The 18,926-nt window shown below is 62.7% G+C and carries 15 protein-coding genes; 12 read left to right on the top strand and 3 right to left on the bottom strand.

The features are described from left to right. Positions 1-5: 5 nt before the first annotated feature. Both HDIA_RS25950 and HDIA_RS04235 read right to left on the bottom strand, forming a co-directional pair. Positions 6-2,093 carry a putative bifunctional diguanylate cyclase/phosphodiesterase gene (locus HDIA_RS25950; RefSeq protein WP_162292604.1) on the bottom strand — a complete coding sequence of 696 codons (2,088 nt, stop codon included), beginning with the start codon at positions 2,091-2,093 and terminating at the stop codon, positions 6-8. Positions 2,094-2,136: 43 nt separating this feature from the next. After that, positions 2,137-2,700 carry a glutathione S-transferase family protein gene (locus HDIA_RS04235; protein ID WP_245884153.1) on the bottom strand — a complete coding sequence of 188 codons (564 nt, stop codon included), beginning with the start codon at positions 2,698-2,700 and terminating at the stop codon, positions 2,137-2,139. On the opposite strand from HDIA_RS04235, the gene HDIA_RS25560 reads away from it, so the two are divergent. The 4 genes from HDIA_RS25560 to HDIA_RS25685 all read left to right on the top strand — a co-directional run bounded on the left by HDIA_RS25560 (position 2,677) and on the right by HDIA_RS25685 (position 7,300). Continuing rightward, positions 2,677-2,958 carry a hypothetical protein gene (locus tag HDIA_RS25560; protein WP_162292584.1) on the top strand — a complete coding sequence of 94 codons (282 nt, stop codon included), beginning with the start codon at positions 2,677-2,679 and terminating at the stop codon, positions 2,956-2,958. The genes HDIA_RS04235 and HDIA_RS25560 overlap by 24 nt on opposite strands. A gap of 348 nt (positions 2,959-3,306) precedes the next feature. Next, positions 3,307-4,407, top strand: a complete 1,101-nt coding sequence (dctP, locus tag HDIA_RS04230) for a TRAP transporter substrate-binding protein DctP (RefSeq protein WP_099554674.1) — start codon at positions 3,307-3,309, stop codon at positions 4,405-4,407. A 214-nt stretch (positions 4,408-4,621) separates the two neighbouring features. Then, positions 4,622-5,941: a TRAP transporter small permease subunit gene (locus tag HDIA_RS25690; RefSeq protein WP_197708097.1), complete on the top strand. Its 1,320-nt coding sequence runs from the start codon at positions 4,622-4,624 to the stop codon at positions 5,939-5,941. A gap of 3 nt (positions 5,942-5,944) precedes the next feature. Beyond that, positions 5,945-7,300 (top strand): TRAP transporter large permease, encoded by a 1,356-nt coding sequence (locus tag HDIA_RS25685; RefSeq protein ID WP_197708096.1) that lies wholly within the window; start codon positions 5,945-5,947, stop codon positions 7,298-7,300. A gap of 168 nt (positions 7,301-7,468) precedes the next feature. Here the strand turns inward: HDIA_RS25685 and HDIA_RS04220 are convergent, their stop codons facing one another. After that, entirely contained in the window at positions 7,469-8,878 is a 1,410-nt protein-coding gene (locus tag HDIA_RS04220; RefSeq protein ID WP_099558694.1) for an adenylate/guanylate cyclase domain-containing protein, read from the bottom strand. Between the two features lie 258 nt (positions 8,879-9,136). Between HDIA_RS04220 and HDIA_RS04215 the strand changes: the two genes are divergently transcribed. The 8 genes from HDIA_RS04215 to HDIA_RS04185 all read left to right on the top strand — a co-directional run bounded on the left by HDIA_RS04215 (position 9,137) and on the right by HDIA_RS04185 (position 18,870). Beyond that, positions 9,137-10,186, top strand: coding sequence for a ketopantoate reductase family protein (locus HDIA_RS04215; RefSeq protein WP_099554673.1), 1,050 nt, complete (start codon positions 9,137-9,139; stop codon positions 10,184-10,186). A gap of 121 nt (positions 10,187-10,307) precedes the next feature. After that, the gene (locus tag HDIA_RS25150) at positions 10,308-10,445 is read left to right on the top strand and encodes a hypothetical protein (RefSeq protein WP_157775281.1); all 138 of its coding nucleotides are present in this window, start codon (positions 10,308-10,310) and stop codon (positions 10,443-10,445) included. Between the two features lie 558 nt (positions 10,446-11,003). Then, positions 11,004-11,090, top strand: coding sequence for a K(+)-transporting ATPase subunit F (gene kdpF / locus HDIA_RS26080; protein ID WP_099554671.1), 87 nt, complete (start codon positions 11,004-11,006; stop codon positions 11,088-11,090). A gap of 10 nt (positions 11,091-11,100) precedes the next feature. Beyond that, positions 11,101-12,807 carry a potassium-transporting ATPase subunit KdpA gene (gene kdpA, locus HDIA_RS04205; RefSeq protein ID WP_099554669.1) on the top strand — a complete coding sequence of 569 codons (1,707 nt, stop codon included), beginning with the start codon at positions 11,101-11,103 and terminating at the stop codon, positions 12,805-12,807. A 9-nt stretch (positions 12,808-12,816) separates the two neighbouring features. Beyond that, positions 12,817-14,868, top strand: coding sequence for a potassium-transporting ATPase subunit KdpB (kdpB, locus tag HDIA_RS04200; RefSeq protein ID WP_099554667.1), 2,052 nt, complete (start codon positions 12,817-12,819; stop codon positions 14,866-14,868). Positions 14,869-14,883: 15 nt separating this feature from the next. Continuing rightward, the gene (gene kdpC / locus HDIA_RS04195) at positions 14,884-15,495 is read left to right on the top strand and encodes a potassium-transporting ATPase subunit KdpC (RefSeq protein WP_099558693.1); all 612 of its coding nucleotides are present in this window, start codon (positions 14,884-14,886) and stop codon (positions 15,493-15,495) included. Next, complete coding sequence (locus HDIA_RS04190; RefSeq protein WP_099554665.1) at positions 15,470-18,169, top strand: sensor histidine kinase; 2,700 nt, start codon at positions 15,470-15,472, stop codon at positions 18,167-18,169. The genes kdpC and HDIA_RS04190 overlap by 26 nt, the downstream gene beginning before the upstream one ends. Then, a complete protein-coding gene (locus tag HDIA_RS04185; RefSeq protein WP_099554663.1) occupies positions 18,169-18,870 on the top strand; it encodes a response regulator in 702 nt (233 codons plus the stop codon). Before HDIA_RS04190 ends, HDIA_RS04185 begins: the two co-directional genes overlap by 1 nt. Positions 18,871-18,926 lie beyond the last annotated feature (56 nt).

Raw genomic sequence — 18,926 nt, 5'->3', positions numbered from 1 at the left:
GCGGATCAGCGGTTTGACGGCTTTGCGTTGCGCAGGCGCACGACCCTGGCCGTGGCCGGCTTGTTGCCGGCCAGCAGCTGACGGAATTCGTCTGCCGGCACCGGCTTGCTGAACAGGAAGCCCTGGTATTCCTGACAGTCGTGGGCACGCAGCCAGTCAAGCTGCTGCTGCGTCTCGACGCCCTCGGCCACGGACTTGATCCCGATCGACTTGCACAGCGCGATGACGAGCCGCGTCACCGCGCCGGAGTTTTCGGTATCCTGCACGAAGGACCGGTCGATCTTCAGGCTGGAGATCGGGTAGCGCTGGATATAGGCGAGATTGGAGTAGCCGGTACCGAAATCGTCGATGGCGATGCCGAAGCCGGCGTTCTTGGCGGCCGTCAGCAGTTCCAGCACGGCGACCTCGTCGCGCAGCAGGAGCGACTCGGTGATTTCAAGCTCCAGCTTGCTCGGGTCGCAGCCGATCCGGTGCGGCAATCCCAGAATGTCGGAGAGGAACGTCGACCGTGTGAACTGGCGCGCCGACAGGTTGAGCGACAGCGTGATCGGATAACCCGCCCGCGCCAGTTCGACCTGCATGCGGGCGGTTTCCTCCAGCACCCAGAGCCCGACCTCATGGATGAGGCTGGTCTCCTCGCAAACCGGAATGAAGTCGCCCGGGCCGAGCAGGCCGCGCGTCGGGTGCTGCCAGCGGATCAGCGCCTCGGCGCCGACGATCTCGTTGGTGAGCGCATTGCAGCGCGCCTGGTAGAAAAGGCGGAATTCGTTGCGCTCGATGGCAAACCGCAGATCCTGCTCGGTGCGTACCTTGCCCTCGATCTTGTTGCGCAGGTCCATGGAGAAATGGCGCCAGGTGTTCTTGCCGTCCTCCTTGGCCTCGTAGAGCGCGACGTCGGCGTGCTTGAGCAGCGTGGCAAGGTCGGCGCCATCGTCGGGCGCGCGGCTGACGCCAATGCTGGCCGTCACGCCGAACTGGTTGCCGCGGATATCCATCTCGTCCGTCAGCCGAGCCATCAGCGCGGTGCAGAAGGCATCCACCTGCTCCATCGTATCGAGCCGGCGATGGCAGATGAGGAATTCGTCGCCACCGAGGCGTGCCACCAGACCGCGCCGTCCGACCATGGCCTGAAGGCGGTCGCCCACTTCCACCAGAAGATCGTCGCCGGCCGCGTGGCCGAGCGTGTCGTTGATCATCTTGAAACGGTCGAGATCGATCAGCAGGAACGTGAACTTCTGGCCGCTGGAGAGCGACTGCTTGAGCAGACGGTCGGCATTGAACTGCAGGAAGTTGCGGTTCGGCAGACCGGTCAGCACATCGTGACCGGCGAGATAGCGCACCCGCTCCTCGGTTTCCTTGAGATCGGAGATGTCGTTTTCGCTGAAGAGGATGGCGCGATTGCCGGTGACAGCGTCGCGGCACTCGCGGGCCGCGATCTCGTGCCAGCGAATGCCGGAGGCCGTCTTGATGCGCGCCGAGATGCGGCAACCGCCGAGGCGCTCCAGATCCTGCATCAGCTTGCGGAACTCGCGCGCGTCGGCAAAGCGGCTCTCGACGTTGGCGCGGATGTCCAGCTGCGAGGCGCGGGCCGCCGGGTTCATGTAGAGAGGCTGGCCATCGATGCCGTAGAGCGAGATCATGACCGTGGTGTGCAGCAACGCCTCGGCGCTGCGCAGAGCCTCGGGCGTGTTCGAATTCGTCGACCGGCCCTCGCACAGCATGGCCATGCGGCCGTCGGCCAGACGGAAGCCACGGAAGATGACGTCGATCGTGATCGGAACGTCATTGGGATAAAGGGTCCAGACTTCCGTGAACGTGGAATCGTGCCGCTCGAAGTCTTCCTGGTACTGGCGTAACCGCTGGGAGACCGAGATCGACATCTCCGGCCCCATTTCGCGGGACGTCAGGTCCTCCAGCGTATCGGCCTGCCACACCCTGAGGGCAGCATTGTTGGCCCAGACAACCCGCGAGCGGTCGATGTCAAACAACCACAGCGGCGTCTGCAGACGGTCCATCATCTCGGTGCCAATCCTGGCACCAAGGGAATCCGTGTCGTTCTCCGGAGGCAACGCCTCCTGGTCCGACTTCTCCACGTGTCTCTCCTTCATGGGAGAACGGCAGCGCCGACCGTTACGATCATGCGGCCTGTGCGAGATCGGGCATTGCGACGTAGCCGGTGATGGCCTTGATCCGGTCTATCCAGGCGGAAACCGCCGGGTAGGCATCAAGGTCGAAACCGCCTTCGCCTGCAACGTGGGTGTAGCCATAGACGGCAATGTCGGCGATCGAATAGCGCGGGCCGGCAACGAAGTCCTGAAAGCGCAGATGCGCATCAAGACGTGTCAGTCCCTGCCGCCCGGCCGACTGCCAGGCCAATATCCGGTCCTCCATGCCCTCACGCCTTTCAGGAACGATCGTCGTGAAGAAGCGGGCCGGAGAGATGTTCGACTCCAGCTTCGTCTGCTCGAAAATCATCCACTGAACGGCCATCGCCTCTTCGAACGTGCTCTGGGGGAAGAGATGACTGCCCTTGGCGAGGTACCACAGAATTGCATTCGACTCGGCAATGCCGCGTCCGTCTTCCAGCAGCAGGAACGGCACCGTTCCGTTAGGGTTTATGCGCAGGAAAGCAGGCTTGCGTGTTTCCCCGCCGATCACGTCCACCATGACGGTGTGATGCGCGATCTCGAGCTGGCGCATCAGCAGTTGCGCCTTGAAACAGTTGCCAGATCCGGCTGTCGCAAACAGTATGATCATGCTGCGGTCCTTTGCACTCTGAACCGCAAGCCTATGGTGGAAAAGTTATTTTTGTTTGAATTGCGCAGATCGAATCAGTTCGGCGTAATCCCTACCCATAATATTACTTACTTAAGGTTGCATTATCAGATATTCTTCCTGATTTACTTGCCGAAACTCAATCAAATGCGCGCCGAAGCCCGCTGGCCTGCGACGATCTGACCAGCCGGAAACAGGCGACTTCGAACGGCAATGAGCCCGTGCCATTGCGGCCTTGATGACGATCGGCAGAACGGTGGCGATCGATGGCGCACGCCAACGGGCTGGACGCCGCGCGAGCGCAGGCGGCAACGTCCCCGCCGGCTGTGATCGCGGCCCGAGCGGAAGGTGACGCGCCCGTAAAACCTCGCAAAAAATCAGTTATTTGATCCGGTCAGGCAGCCGGCGACACACCAGAAGTCGCGCAAGTTGGCCTGAACACGCAAAGAATGTTAGCATTTCCTTGTGCACGCCAGGTCACGGTCACGTTGATAAAAATCGACCGGAAGTGGCGGCAACTGGGAGGAACCTATGAAAGCTAACTACAACCGTCGCAAGTTTCTTGGCGCCGCGGCAGCAAGCACTGCAGCCGTTACACTGGCTACGCCGCATATCGCATCCGCGCAGGCAAAGGGCACGACCTGGAAAATCCAGACATCGTGGCCCGGTGGCGTCGGCCTGCAGATCTTCAAGGACTGGTGTGGGACCATTGTCGAAAAGACCGGGGGCGAACTGGCCTTCGAACCCTTCGGCGCGAACGACGTCGTCGGCGACTTCCAGCTCTACGACGCAGTCAAGAACGGTGTGCTGCAGGCGGTGAACCCTTTCACGATCTATGTGCAGGGCATCATTCCGGCCGGCGTTTTCCTGAGCTCCTATCCACTGGGCCTGCGCAACCCGCATGAATATGACGTGTTCTACTACGGGCTTGGCGGACTGGAGATCACCCGCGAGCTCTATGCCGCGCAGGGCATGTATTTTGTCGGGCCGGTTCATCACGGCCCCAACATCATCCATTCCAAGGTGCCGATCCGCTCGATCGACGATTTCCGCGGCCGCAAGATGCGCCTGCCGGGCGGCATGGTGGCGGAAGTCTTCACCGAGATCGGCGCCGAGACCACCGTGCTTCCGGGATCGGAAATTTTCCCCGCGCTGGAAAAGGGAACCATCGACGTCGCCGACTATGTGGGACCGGCCGTGAACTATGCTCTCGGGTTCAGCCAGGTCACCAAATACATCTCCATGGGACCGCCCGGATTCATGTCGCTGTACCAGCCCGTCGACCTCATGGACATCACGGTCGGCATGAATGCCTGGAACGCGCTTTCCGACGGGATGAAGCAATTCGTCGAGATGGAAACGCACGTCTATTCCGACATGCATCATGGGGCCATTCAGAAGGCCGACCAGGAGGCCTGGGCGAAGTTCGAGGCCGACGGCACCGAAGTGACCCGGCTGTCGCAGGACGACGTGGAACTGATGACCGAGGTGGCAGTCCCGATCTGGTTCAAATACGCCAATCGCGACAAGGACTCGGCGCGGATCTTCAAGATCCAGCTTGACTACATGATGTCCGGCTCGCTGGGCTACGTGACACCGGAACTGATCGAAGGCCAGACCCTCGATCTGTAACTTCCTGACCTGCGGGAGAACAGGCCCCGCGCGCGGCAAGACAGCCGCGCGCGGCAGGCTGCGTCGCACCTGCCCCACGTCATCCGGACTTGCCGAAATTCCGTGGGTCACGGCCTGGCAGCCAGCGCCCGGCCGGGCTTGCCTTCGCTCATGACACAGGGCCCGAACGCCTTGGCGTCACGAGACCGGTATCACTCGTTTTCGAGAGCACATCATGCCAAATCTCGACTTCACGCTCCCGCATTGGGCCTATTGGCTCGGGCTGATCGTCTTCCCGCTGGCCGCGATGGTCTTGAGCAGGCGCCCCCGCGCAACGACGCGGCAATACTCGGTGCCGCTCGCCTACATGATCCTGGTCACGGGCGGGATCATCGGACTTCATCGTCTCTATCTGAAGAACCTGCTCGGTCTGGTGTTTCTGCCGATCTTCGCCTTCATTCTCTATGCCAACGGGGCGGCCAACGATGCCCGTTCCGAGCTTTCCGATGCCACCAACCTGCTGCGTGTCGCCGAACGCATGATCGAGCGCGAAGAACCGCGCGTGACCTCCGCGCAGGCGGAAATCGGCCGTCTGGAGACCGAGCTTGCCGCGGCCGAAGAAGGCTCCTTTTCGCAAAAGAGCATCGCGCGGCGGCTGGAGCGGGCGCGTGACCGCGTCGAGACCGGCGAGACGCGGCTGGAGGAGGCCCGGGCCGAGGTCGAGGCCATCAAGCCGACGGTGCAGGGGCACGTGGACGATCGGGCTTTCTGGACCACCGGCGCGGCCTATGCCCTCTACCTGATCCTCCTGTTCATGGCCGTCGATGCGATCCTGATCCCGAGGATGGTGGGCAAGGCGAATGCCGGTCTGGCCGACGAAACGGTCGCCGAAGCCGAGCAACGACTGGAGGACCTGGAAGCCCAGGAACGCAGGGCAGACGCCTTGCATGTGTCCTCCGGCTGGACAGGATGGATCGACCGGCTTTCCCTTTATTGCGGCGAGTTCGTCAGCTACTGGGCGGTCATCGCCGTGTTCGTCTACTATTTCGAGGTGATCTCGCGCTATGTCTTCAACTCGCCCACCAACTGGGCGCATGAAGGCATGTATCTGATGTTCGGCATGCAATATCTCATTGCCGGCGCCTATGCGATGCTGACCGAGTCCCACGTCCGGGTCGACATCCTCTACGCGAGCATGTCGGCGCGCCGGAAGGCGATCGTCAACCTTGCGACCTCCGTCTTCTTTTTCATCTTTGCCGGCACGCTGCTGGTGACCTGCTACATCTTCGCCTTCGATGCGATCGCCGTGCCTTCGGGCAATTCGGTGGTGTCCGCCTGGGCACGGGGGCAGACCACCTTCGCCGAGATGCTGGGCAATCTTTCACTCCGGGAATGGACCGACCCCAATATCCGCTGGGGCGAACTCTCCTTCAATGAATGGGAAGTGCCGCTGTGGCCCATGAAGTGGGTCATGGTCGTCGGCGCCCTGCTGCTCATCCTGCAGGGCATCTCCAGAGTTGCACAGGACGTGCGTACTGTCGTGAGGGGAGCCTGACCCATGGGTATCGATATCTCCATCGGATGGCTCACCGTCATCATGTTCGGCTCGCTGATCACGCTGCTGATGGCCGGCCTGCCGCTCGCCTTCGTCACGGGCGGGCTTGCCTGCGTCTTCCTGTTCATTCTCGGCGACGCGCAGGCGCTCAACATCGTTCCGAGCCGCATCTTTCCGCTGATGACGAACTACCAACTCTCGGCCATCCCGCTCTTTATCTTCATGGCGGCGATGCTGGAGCGGGCGGGCATCATCAACGAGATGTTCGACGTCATCTACAAGGTGCTGGGCGGCGTGAAAGGCGGACTGGCGTCCGCCACGATCATTGCCTCGACCATCCTTGCCGCGATGGTGGGCGTCATCGGCGCGGCGGTTGTCACCATGGGCATCATCGCCCTGCCGGCCATGCTCAAGCGCAACTACGAGCCGAAGATCGCCATGGGATCCATCATGGCCGGAGGCACGCTGGGCATTCTCATCCCGCCCTCCATCCTGGCGATCATCTACGCCGTCGTCGCCGAGCAGTCGGTCGGCGAACTGTTCATCGGCGCGGTCTTTCCCGGCCTGCTGCTGTCCGGGCTCTACATTCTCTACGTGACGGTCCGTTCCTATCTGAACCCGACGCTCGGCCCGCCGATCCCTATCGAGGAAAGGGTTTCGGGCCGCGAAAAACTCGTCCTGATGTCGAGGATGTCGGCGCCGACCGCGCTCATCGTCATCGTTCTGGGCGTCATCTTCACCGGCGTCGCCACGCCGGTGGAAGCGGCAGGCATCGGGACGTTCGGCGCCTTCATCGTCGCCGCGATTCACCGCAAGCTCGACTGGCAGACCGTGCGGGAGGCGTGCCTCACCACGCTCAAGGCCTCGGCCATGGTCATCTGGATCATGTTCGGCGCGACGATCTTCGTCGGCCTCTATGTTCTGGAGGGCGGCCAGCAGTTCGTGCAGGAACTGCTGCAGGGCGCCGGCCTCGGGCCTTGGGGCATCCTCATCGTCATGCAGATCGTGCTGATCATTCTCGGCATGTTTCTCGACTGGGTCGGCATCCTGCTGCTCTGCGTGCCGATCTTCGTGCCGATCATCAAGGCGCTGGGGGCCAGCGCGTTCGGCCTGGATAACAACGACGATCTCGTGCTGTGGTTCGGCGTGCTCTATCTCGTCAACATGCAGATGAGCTTCCTGTCGCCGCCATTCGGCTATGCGCTCTTCTACCTGCGCGGCGTGGCCCCGCCCGAAATCCCGATGGGCGACATCTTCCGCTCCGCGCTCCCCTTCCTGCTGATCCAGCTGATCGGGCTCATCCTGTGCATGGTCTTTCCCGAGATCGTCATCGAGCTGCCGCGCGCGGTCTATGGATAGGCTTGGCGCCGTGCATCCCTGGTCCGCCGATCGGCCGTTCCGCGTCCGATCGGCGTCGCCCGGTTACCGATGGCCTACTCACGTCCGGCAACGGCCGACCTGCCCGAGCACATCCAAAGCCCGGCCGATACTGGCCACACGAAGCGCCAGGACGAGAATGCGACGAGGTCAGGGAATTGCGAAGATGCTGACCTCGCTCGCGATGCCGCGAAGCGCGATCTCATGCTGTGTCGGCGCCAGACCGCGCGATCTGATCAGGTCCGCGGCCAGTGCGTTTCCAAGCACCGCGCTGGTGGCGAAGATTTCTCTGGACGTCGCGAGATGCTGCACGCGTGAGGCAATGTTCACCGTCTGGCCGAAATAGTCCTGGCGCTCGTTCAGGCTCACGGCGATGCAGGGGCCTTCGTGGATGCCGATCTTCAGCTGCAGGTCTTCGCTGCCTCGCTCTTCGTTCAGCCTGTTCATCGCCTCGCGCATCCGCATGGCGGCGGCGAGCGCCCTGTCGGGCGTCTCGAAGGTGGCCATCACGGCATCGCCGATCGTCTTGACGACCGCGCCGGCCTCGGCCGCCACGATTTCCTCAAGCAGGCCGAAATGCGTTCGCACGAGATCGAATGCGGCAAGGTCGCCAACCCGGTCGTAGAGTTCCGTCGAACCGCGAAGGTCCGTGAACAGAAACGTAAGGCTGGTGATCTTCAGGCGCTGGTCAACGTCGAGCGTCTCGGCGCGGTAGACATCTCGGAACGTCTGATTGGAAAGCAGGCGCTTTGCGGTGAGGAAGGGCCGGCGCTTGCCGAGCAGGTCGTGCAGCGCGTCGTTCGCGATGCAGATGGATGGCAGGGTCCGCACATCCGTATGATTTTCGACCGAGATCCGGAGCGATCCAGGCTGCATTGTCAGCGTTTCGTGCTGGCGATGTCCCCGGTCGATGATGAGCGTCAGCGCCTGCTTCTCCCTTGCCGGCTCGCCCTTGACATCAATGAACTGCGCCGCGTGGGTCACAGGCTCGAAGACGATGACGAAGGCCTCCGGGAGCGTGAGCGAGATGACGGCCTTCTCGCCGGCCGGCACCTCAAGCGACTCGATGACAAATTCATCGACTTTCGCTTCGAAATTCTCCTCGGGCAGATCGACGCCCGAGCCCCAGTAGATCTGGCGGAAATACTCGTAGGGTGTCAGTTCGTGCGGACTGTGCGCGGCGATGTGACGAATGCGCGGGCTGACGGTGAATGTCACTTCCACCATCTCATCGAGGGTCGGTTCGTAGCCGGCAGCGCACAAGGCGCAGGTGTAGATGCTCCTGTCGACGGTCTTCAACGAGGTGTTCACGTCCAGAACGCCGCCGCAGCCGGGACACAGTATGTTCCAGGACATGTCGAACAGACCGAGCCGGGCCGCGCGCAAGAAGCCGGCTATCGTCTGTTCTTCATCCAGGCCTTCTCTGGCAGCGAAGGCCGGCGCGTTGATGCGGTTGAGCGCCCAATCAGGTCCGTCCAGGACAAGGCGCTCCATGGCGTCTACGACACCCCCATGCGCCGATTGGCGCAACACGCCAAACAATGACTGACTGTCTGTCATAATCCAAATCATACGCCCAAATCTGGCGTGCGGCAGCAGAATTCAGCGAACCGGCAGACCGCGTTCCCCGCGAGACGGACGAGCGATTGGCGCCAGGTCGCGGCAGTCATGAGGATACGGTTATGACGCATCACGACAATGGCCGCCGGACCAATAGCCGCAGTGTCAAGAAACGCCCTTGTCGTCCATGCCAAGTCTCAGCACGATGCATCCCCACGACGACTTCGAAAATAACTGACCGCCAACAAGAGCAGGATCATGACGCGTAAAATTCTCATTCTCGGTGCTTCCTATGGCTCGCTGCTGGCGACCAAGCTTCTCATGGCCGGCCACAACGTGACCCTCGTCTGCCGGGAGAAGACCGCCGCGCTGATCAATAGCGAGGGGACCGAAGTGCGCATCCGGCTGCGCGACGAGCCCGACCACCGCGCGATCTTCTCGCGCGACCTGCCTGGCAAGCTGGACGCGAAGCCGCCGCAGGACATCGACGTCGCGCAATATGATCTCGTCTGCCTGGCAATGCAGGAGCCGCAATACACTAACCACACCATCCGCATGCTGATGGTGAAGATCGCGGTGGCGCGGCTGCCCTGCCTGTCGATCATGAACATGCCCCCCCTGCCCTATCTCAAGCGTATCCCGTCGCTGGCGGAAATGGATCTGGAGGAGGCCTTCACCAACGCACAGGTTTGGGAGCGGTTCGAGCCGGGGCTGATGTCGCTGTGCTCGCCCGATCCGCAGGCGTTCCGCCCGCCAGAGGAGGAGCCGAATGTGCTGCATGTCGGCCTGCCGACCAATTTCAAGGCGGCGACCTTTGCCGACGAGGCGCATAACGATCTCCTGCGCCAACTGGATGCCGACATCTCGGCGGTGAGGCTGGACGGTCACGACGTTCCGGTGAAACTGAAGGTCTTCGATTCACTGTTCGTGCCGCTGGCCAAGTGGTCGATGCTGTTGACCGGCAACTACCGCTGCATCACGCCGACGGAGCCGCGCTCGATCCGCGATGCCGTGCATTCGGATCTGGCATTGTCGAAATCGATCTACGAACATGTCGATGCGATCGCGCTGCGTCTTGGCGGCGATCCGGCCGACCTGGTGCCGTTCGAGAAATACGCCAAGGCTGCGGAGAGCCTGCTCAAGCCCTCTTCGGCCGCGCGGGCGGTGGCGGCCGGCGCGCCGTTCATCGAGCGGGTCGATCTGCTGGTGAAGGTGATCTCGCATCAACTCGGCATGCCGAATGCCGAAATCGACCGCACTGTCGATATCGTCGACAGCAAGCTGAACGAGCGCCTCGTTCCGGGCTGATCGGACCAGCGCGCCGGCGGCAGGATCATTCGCCCCCCGTCGGCTCTCTATCGGTCCCTAATTGATCCCTGGGCCGCATGGACGAATTTGACCAAGCAAAGGCCAGCGGCGAAGCTGACGATTGATCGTCAATCTCGCCGCTGGCCTTTTCGCGTCGCAGGACTACCCGCATGAAGCGTTTGTGCCGACCGATGCCCTGATCGATCCGACTCCTGACCCTGCTGGCATAGCCCATGTCGCCGTTGGCAGTGAGCCTTGAATGGCAAGGGCTTCGCAGAACTCTGGGAAAAGCTGGTGCTGTGAGAGAGGATTGAACTCTGCATCTTCACCATAAAAACTTTTAATTTCAATAATTTACATAAAATTACTCTCTACTTTGTAACATGATTTTGTACATATTTCCGACCATCATTGTATTCCCAGGGATCAGGCCACTGAAGCAGTGGAGCCTCAAGATGTTGTCCATTGGGTGTTCGAGGTGGCTTGTGAGGGAGCTTACTTTCGCAAGCCCGTTCCAGGCGCTCGATAATAGGCATGGTTGCTGAGGCCGGCGGGCCATCCTCCATGTTTTAATGTCCCGACGCGTCTCGCAGCCACCCCTGCATTTCTTCGAAGGAAGCTGAATTTTACGCATTCCTTACAGCAGTATAATTTCTTCCAGATAGCTTCCTTACGCCCTTCGGCGCCATCCATTTCACCGAAGTTCACGAAGGGAGTCGGTTCATGTTCGATCTCATCTACATCGCACTCGCCATCGGTAGCTTTCTGGCCTTCGCCGCTGCCGTGCACGCCTGCGAGCGGCTGTGAGGCCCCGGCGATGATCGACTACATCATCAGCGGCGGCGTCGCGCTCGCCCTTCTCGCCTATCTTGCGGTCGCGCTTCTGCGGCCGGAACGCTTCTGAGGAGGACGCTGTGACACGCGACCTTCTCCAGTTCGGCGCTTATGCGGTGATCCTTGTCGCGCTCGCCTGGCCGCTCGGCCTCTACCTCGCACGCGTCTACGAGGGGGAACGGACCTGGCTTGACCCTGTCCTGCGACCGGTCGAGCAGAGCCTCTACCGGCTTGCCGGCAAAGCGGCAGCACAAGACCAGCACTGGACTCGCTACGCTCTTGCCGTCCTCACCTTCAATCTTGCCGGCTGGCTGCTGCTTTATGCGATCCTGCGACTTCAGAATATCCTGCCCTGGAACCCGCAGGACATCGCGCCGATGTCCCCGGACCTTGCCTTCAACACCGCCGTCAGCTTCGTCACCAACACGAACTGGCAGGCCTATGGCGGCGAGACGCAGCTTTCCTATTTGAGCCAAATGGTCGGCCTGACGGTGCAGAATTTCATGTCGGCCGCGACGGGCATGGCTGCCACAGTAGCGGTCATCCGGGGCTTCGCGGCCCGCAATGCCCGCGCGATCGGCAACTTCTGGGTCGACATGACCCGGTCCGTCCTCTACGTGCTGCTGCCGCTGTCCATCCTCATAGCGTTCCTGCTTGTCTGGCAGGGCGTACCGCAGACGCTCGATCCTTCCGTCCAGGCCACGACCGTCGAAGGGGCAACGCAGGTGATTGTCCGGGGACCCGTTGCCTCGCAGATCGCCATCAAGCAGATCGGCACCAACGGCGGCGGTTTCTTCAATGTCAATTCGGCGCATCCCTTCGAAAATCCGACCCAGATCTCCAATCTGATCGAGCTCGTCTCCATTCTGCTGATCCCGGCGGCCTTCTGCTTTCTTTTCGGCCGCATGGTGCGCGACCAGCGGCAGGGCATAGCCATCTTCGCAGCCATGGGCCTTCTCTTCCTGGCCGGCCTTGCAGTGATGTACGGCGCCGAGATCCAGGGTAATCCGCTGCTTCATGCACTGCCCATCGACCAGGCAGCCGGCAACATGGAGGGCAAGGAGGTGCGTTTCGGCACTGCGCTCTCCGCACTCTGGGCCGAAGCAACGACGGCCGCCTCAAACGGCTCGGTCAATGCGATGCTCGACAGCTTCACGCCACTCTCCGGGCTCGCGCTGTTCCTCAACATCCAGGTCGGCGAGGTCATTTTCGGCGGCGTTGGCGCCGGCCTCTACGGCATGCTGCTCTTCGTCGTGCTGACCGTTTTCCTCGCCGGGCTCATGGTCGGCCGGACACCGGAATACCTCGGCAAGAAGGTCGAGGCGCGGGAAGTGAAGCTTGCGGTGCTCGCCTTCCTGTCGATGCCCGTCGGAGTCCTCGTCTTCGGCGCCGTCGCGGCGACCGTTCCATCGGCGCTTGCCGCTGTCCAGGATCGCGGCCCACATGGCCTGTCCGAGATCCTCTATGCCTATTCCTCGGCGACGGGCAACAACGGCTCGGCCTTCGCGGGCTTCGGCGCGAGCCTGCCGTTTCACACGACGCTCACCGGCATCGCGATGCTGCTCGGCCGCTACGCCTTCATCGTGCCGATGCTGGCGATCGCCGGTTCACTCGGCGCGAAAACCCCCACGCCGGCCTCATCCGGCACCTTCCCGACCCACGGCCCGCTCTTCGTCATCCTGCTCATGATCGTCGTGCTGATCCTCGGCGGGCTCACCTTCTTCCCGGCACTCGCCCTCGGCCCGATCGCCGAAGAGGTGTCAATGCTGTCCGGACAAACATTCTGAGGCGTTTCGATGAGCAAGCACAAGCGCAGCGACATCCCGCTGCTGGACATAAACCTGGCGATCCCGGCCGCCAGAAGTGCGATCGCGAAGATGGACCCGCGTGCCCTCGCCCGCAATCCGGTCATGTTCGTCACGGGCGTCGTCGCAGTCCTGACGACATTGATCTTCTTCAGGGATTTTGTCTCCGGCGCCGAGACGGCAGCAATCGTCGGCCAGATCGCCTTCTGGCTCTGGGTGACTGTGCTCTTTGCCAATTTCGCGGAGGCGATCGCGGAAGGGCGCGGCAAGGCCCGGGCCGACAGCCTGCGCACCGCCCAGTCGGAGACCGAGTGCAAGCGTCTTACCGGCAATCCGCCGTCGCGCGAACAGGTCGAGACGATTTCAAGCAGGGCACTTCGCAAGGGCGACGTGGTCCTCGCCGTGGCCGGAGACCTCATCCCCGGCGATGGCGATGTTATCGAGGGCGTCGCTTCGGTGGATGAATCCGCGATCACCGGTGAATCCGCACCGGTCATCCGCGAGTCGGGCGGCGACCGGTCTGCCGTGACCGGCGGAACCCGCGTCGTCTCCGACTGGCTGGTGATCAAGGTGACGGCGGAGCCGGGCAAGAGTTTCCTCGACCGCATGATCGCGATGGTCGAGGGCGCCGAACGTCAGAAGACGCCGAATGAGATCGCCCTCACGATCCTGCTGGTCGGCATGACGATCATCTTCCTGCTGGTCGTTGCGACGCTCGAACCCTTCGCAGTTTATTCCGGCACGACGATCCCGGTCGCCTTCCTCGTCGCCCTTCTCGTCACACTCATCCCGACAACGATCGGCGGTCTTCTGTCGGCCATCGGGATCGCCGGAATGGACCGGCTGGTGAAGGCCAATGTCATCGCCAAGTCCGGTCGGGCGGTCGAGGCGGCCGGCGACGTCGACACGCTCCTTCTCGACAAGACGGGCACCATCACTTTCGGCAACCGGATGGCGGACGCTTTCCTGCCGCTTCCCGGCATCCGGGAGACAGATTTGATCGAGGCCGCCCTGCTCGCCTCTTTCGCCGACCAGACGCCGGAAGGCAAATCCATCGTTGATCTTGCCCGCAAGGAGCTCGGCCGCAAGGCCGATATTCTGAAAGCCGAGGTCGCCGGCTTCGTGCCCTTCAGCGCGCAGACGCGGATTTCGGGCGCCGATCTTGCCGGCGGCGGTGAGGTCCGCAAAGGCGCGAGCGATGCCATCCTCCGTCATTCCGGACACATTCCCAGTCCGGAACTCACGCGCATCGTGGAAGGCATCGCCAAGTCTGGAGGCACGCCGCTGGTGGTTGCACGCGACAAGCGCCTCCTGGGCGTCATTCACCTGAAAGACGTCATCAAGCCCGGCATTCGCGAGCGCTTCGCGGAATTGCGGCGCCTGGGCATCCGCACCGTCATGATCACGGGCGACAATCCCCTCACCGCGGCCGCCATTGCGGCCGAAGCCGGCGTCGACGATTTTCTCGCCGAAGCAACGCCCGAGCGGAAGCTGGAACTGATCCGGGCCGAGCAGGCCAGCGGCAAGCTCGTCGCCATGTGCGGCGACGGATCGAACGACGCCCCCGCCCTCGCCCAGGCCGACGTCGGCGTTGCCATGAACACCGGCACGGCCGCGGCCAAGGAGGCCGGCAACCTGATTGATCTCGACAGCGACCCGACAAAGCTCATTGAGGTGGTGCTTGTCGGCAAGCAACTCCTCATCAGCCGGGGGGCCCTCACCACCTTCTCGATTGCCAATGATGTCGCGAAGTATTTCGCCATCCTGCCGGCGCTCTTCGTGACCGCCTATCCGGGCCTTCAGGCGCTGAACATCATGGACCTCAAGAGCCCGGGCGGCGCCATTCTGTCGGCCGTCATCTTCAATGCCCTGGTGATCCTCGCCCTGATCCCGCTTGCGCTTCGCGGTGTGCGTTATTCGCCGTCCTCAGCGGGCGAACTCCTCCGTCGCAACCTCCTCATCTACGGCCTCGGCGGCCTTGTCGTCCCCTTCCTCGGCATCAAGGCCATCGACCTTGCCGTTGTCGCGCTCGGCCTCGCATAAGAAGGAATGATGCAGATGCTGTCGCAAATGAGACCCGCTCTTGTGCTGCTGGCCGTGATGACGGTGCTGACCGGATTTGCCTATCCCCTCACCATCACCGGCGCGGCGCAAGCTCTCTTTCCAAATCAGGCCAATGGCAGCCTGCTTGCGCAGGGCGGCACCGTGATCGGTTCCGCCCTTCTCGGACAGAGCTTCGCGCGGCCGGAGTATTTCCATGGGCGCCCCTCCGCCGTCGGCTACGATGCGGCAAGTTCCGGTGCCACCAACCTGGCACCGACCAGCAAGGCACTGGTAGAGGCGGTCGCGTCGCGGACGCGCGCAATGGCGGCAGAAAGCGGGACAGTGCGCATTCCTGTCGACCTCGTGACCTCATCCGGCAGCGGCCTCGACCCCGACATTTCTCCCGAAAGCGCCTATCTTCAGGTGCGCAGGATTGCAACCGCTCGCGGGCTTGCAAACGCCGATGTGCACCGGTTGGTGGACAGGCTTGCCCAACGGCCTCTCTTCGGCATCTTCGGCGCGCCGGCCGTCAACGTCCTCGGGCTGAACCTGGCACTCGACGAAAAAGCACCGGTCACGGGCAAGGGGATGGGACCAACAAATGGCGCCGGCACAGACCAGCGGTGAGGCACGCCCCGAGCCGGAAGCCCTTCTTGTCGAGGCTACGAAGGAAGGGCGCGGAAGACTGAAGATCTTCCTCGGCGCCGCGCCAGGCGTTGGAAAGACTTTTGCAATGCTCCAGGCGGCGCGCAAACGCGCGGCCGAAGGTATCGACGTGGTGGTGGCGGTTGTCGAGACCCACGGTCGCCAGGATACGGAACGCCTGCTCAGGAACCTGACGGTCCTGCCGCGCGAGCCGCATTTCTATCGTGGCCGCATCCTCCAGGAGATGGATCTGTCAGCCGTCATCGCTCGCCGACCGCAACTTGCCCTCATTGATGAACTCGCCCACAGCAACGTCCCGGACAGCCGTCACGACAAGCGCTGGCAGGACGTGGAGGAGGTTCTGTCCGCCGGAATCGACGTCTACGCGACACTGAACGTCCAGCATCTGGAAAGCCTCAACGATATCGTGGCGCGTGTTTCCGGCGTGCGGGTGCGGGAGACCCTTCCGGACAGGGTGCTGGAACTTGCCGACGAGATCGAGTTGATCGACCTGCCCCCGGAAGACCTCATCGAGCGTCTTCGGCAAGGCAAGGTCTATCTCAATGATCAGGTCGCGCGTGCCATCGAGAATTTCTTCTCCAAGGGCAACCTGACGGCGTTGCGTGAACTGGCAATGCGCGTCGCCGCCGACCGTGTCGACGCGCAGATGATCGCTCACATGAAGACCCATGCGATCAGCGGGCCATGGCCGACGCAGGATCGCATCTTGGTCTGCGTCAATGAATCGCCGGCCGCCAAGCCATTGGTGCGGGCGGCCAAACGCATGGCCGAACGGGCAAGAGCGCCCTGGCTCGCCGTCAACATCGTCTCCGGTTCCGGCGAAAGCCTGCCGGACGAGGAGAAGGACAGGATAACCGGGGCTCTTCGGCTCGCCGAGACGCTCGGGGCCGAGATTGCCAGCGTCAACGCCGAAACCGACATCGCCAGCGAAATCCTGACCTATGCGCGCTCCCGCAACGTCACAAGGATCCTGGTTGGGCATCCCCGCCCGCGCCGCCTGTTTGCCTTCCTTACCCGGGAAACGGTGACCGAGGCCATGATCCGAAAGGGGCATGATTTCGAGATCACACTGATCGCCCCGGATCAGGAGGAGGCCAGACGCGCGGCCATTCGGGCCGGGCGCATGCGCATCGAGCGCGATCCGGGAGCCTATCTGGCTGCAACCGGCATCGTTGCCATCGCCACTCTGACGGCATTCGGCATCGACCGCCTGCTGCCGGTCGCAAGCCTCTCGCTTGTATTTCTGACGGGCGTTCTAGTCACTGCGACGCGGTTCGGCCTCTGGCCCTCGCTCTACGCGGCCACGGCAAGTTTCTTTGCCTACAACTTCTTCTTCACCGTGCCTTACTTCACCTTCGAGATGCACCGCCGGGACGATTTCCTGACGCTGGTGCTGTTCTATGCCGCATCGGTTCTCGCGGGGAATCTGGCCGCGCGTCTGCGCAGTCAGGCGGACGCGCAACGGGCAATTGCAAGGCGCACGGCGAGCCTCTATGAGTTCAGCCGCAGGCTGGCCAGCGCGGCCTCGTTCGACGACGTTGTCTGGACCGCCGTCAGCAACGTCGGCGCGATCTTGCGATGCCAGGCCGTCGCGCTGACGCCGACGGAAGGCGGGCGGCTGGACGTCAGTGGAGCGTTTCCGCCTCTCGACGAGCTCGACGCGCGAGGCCATGGCGCCGCCCTCTGGGCCTTCGAACATGGCGAGCCCGCCGGCCGGGCGACTGCCACGCTTCCCTCATCGGACTGGGTCTTCGTGCCGCTCCGGACGGCCCATGGCACACACGGTGTGCTCGGCATCACCTTCGAGGACTGGCGTTCGGCGACGCCGGACGACCTGCGCATCCTGAGCGCCCTCAGCGATCAGGTGGCGATCGCCGTCGAGCGCACACAGCTCGTATCGGACTTGCAGGATTCCCGTCTCGTATCCGAAACGGAGCGGCTGCGTTCGGCGCTGCTATCCTCCGTCAGCCACGACCTGCGCACGCCACTGGTCTCGATCATCGGCTCCGCCAGTTCCATGATCGAAGCCGACGAGGCACTGGGATCGGATGGCCGCCGCCAGCTTGCCGAGACGATCCGGGAAGAAGGTGACCGCCTCAACCGCTATGTCCAGAACCTCCTCGACATGACCCGGTTAGGCTATGGTGCCCTGAAACTCGACCGGCAGCCAGGCGAAGCGCGAGAGATCGTCGGCGCGGCTGCAAACCAACTCGGCTCGGTTCTGAGGGACCACACGCTTGTCCTCGAGGTCGGCGACGACCTTCCGGCCATGTGCGTCGATCCGGTCCTAATGCAGCAGGTCTTCGCCAACGTGCTCGACAACGCCGCCAAGTATGCCCCCGACGGTTCCGCCATCACCGTCGCAGGACGGATCGAAGGGGATGGGTTGATGATTACCGTGAGCGACGAAGGACCAGGCATCCCACAGGAAGACAGGGAGCGTATCTTCGACATGTTCTACCGCGTCCGTGCTGGCGACGGCCAGCGGGCCGGCACGGGTCTCGGTCTCGCCATATGCAAGGGAATTGTCGACGTGCACGGCGGGAGCATCCGCGCCACGGCCGCCAGGCCCGACGGCTCGGGCACGCGCATCGAAATCCGGCTCCCCCTTATGGCCGACGCGAAGGTCCCTTGATGAGTTCGCTCGCCCGTATCCTTGTCGTCGACGACGAGAGCCAGATCAGGCGTTTCCTGCGGGTGGCACTGGAGGCGCACGCTTATGAGGTCGTGGAAGCCGCCACTGGCCTTGAAGCGGTGCAAAAGGCGGCCACGGAAAGCCCGGACATCATCGTGCTCGATCTCGGGCTTCCGGACATCGACGGCAAGGACGTCATCAGGCGAATTCGAGAATGGTCACAGACCCCGGTTCTCGTCCTGTCGGTGCGGCAGGACGAAACCGAAAAGGTTGAGGCCCTCGACGCGGGCGCGCAGGACTATGTCGTCAAACCCTTCGGCATCAAGGAACTTTTCGCGCGGGTCCGCGCACTGCTGCGCGACCGGACGACGGCAACCGGCACCACTGCTCAGGCCGTCGTCGAGGTTGGGGAACTCAGGATCGACGTCTCCGCCCATACGGTCGATCTCGCCGGCAGGCCACTGCATCTCACGCGCAAGGAGTTCGACGTTCTCTGGATGCTGGCGCGCAACGCGGGTAGGATCATCACCCACAAGGCGTTGCTCGTGGAGATTTGGGGCAAGGCTCACGAACAGGATACGCAGTATCTCAGGGTCTTCATCCGGCAGCTTCGCCAGAAGCTCGGCGACGATCCCGCCAATCCGCGCTACATCATGAACGAGCCGGGCGTTGGATACAGAATGCTTGAGCCAATCGGTTAGTGAATGGCTGCCGTGGTTGCACGAGCGGTTAGTCCCGCATTTTTTCCATGTGTGAT

This window comes from Hartmannibacter diazotrophicus, from assembly GCF_900231165.1.
Lineage (GTDB): Bacteria > Pseudomonadota > Alphaproteobacteria > Rhizobiales > Pleomorphomonadaceae > Hartmannibacter > Hartmannibacter diazotrophicus.
This window is presented reverse-complemented; position numbering and strand designations above follow the sequence as displayed.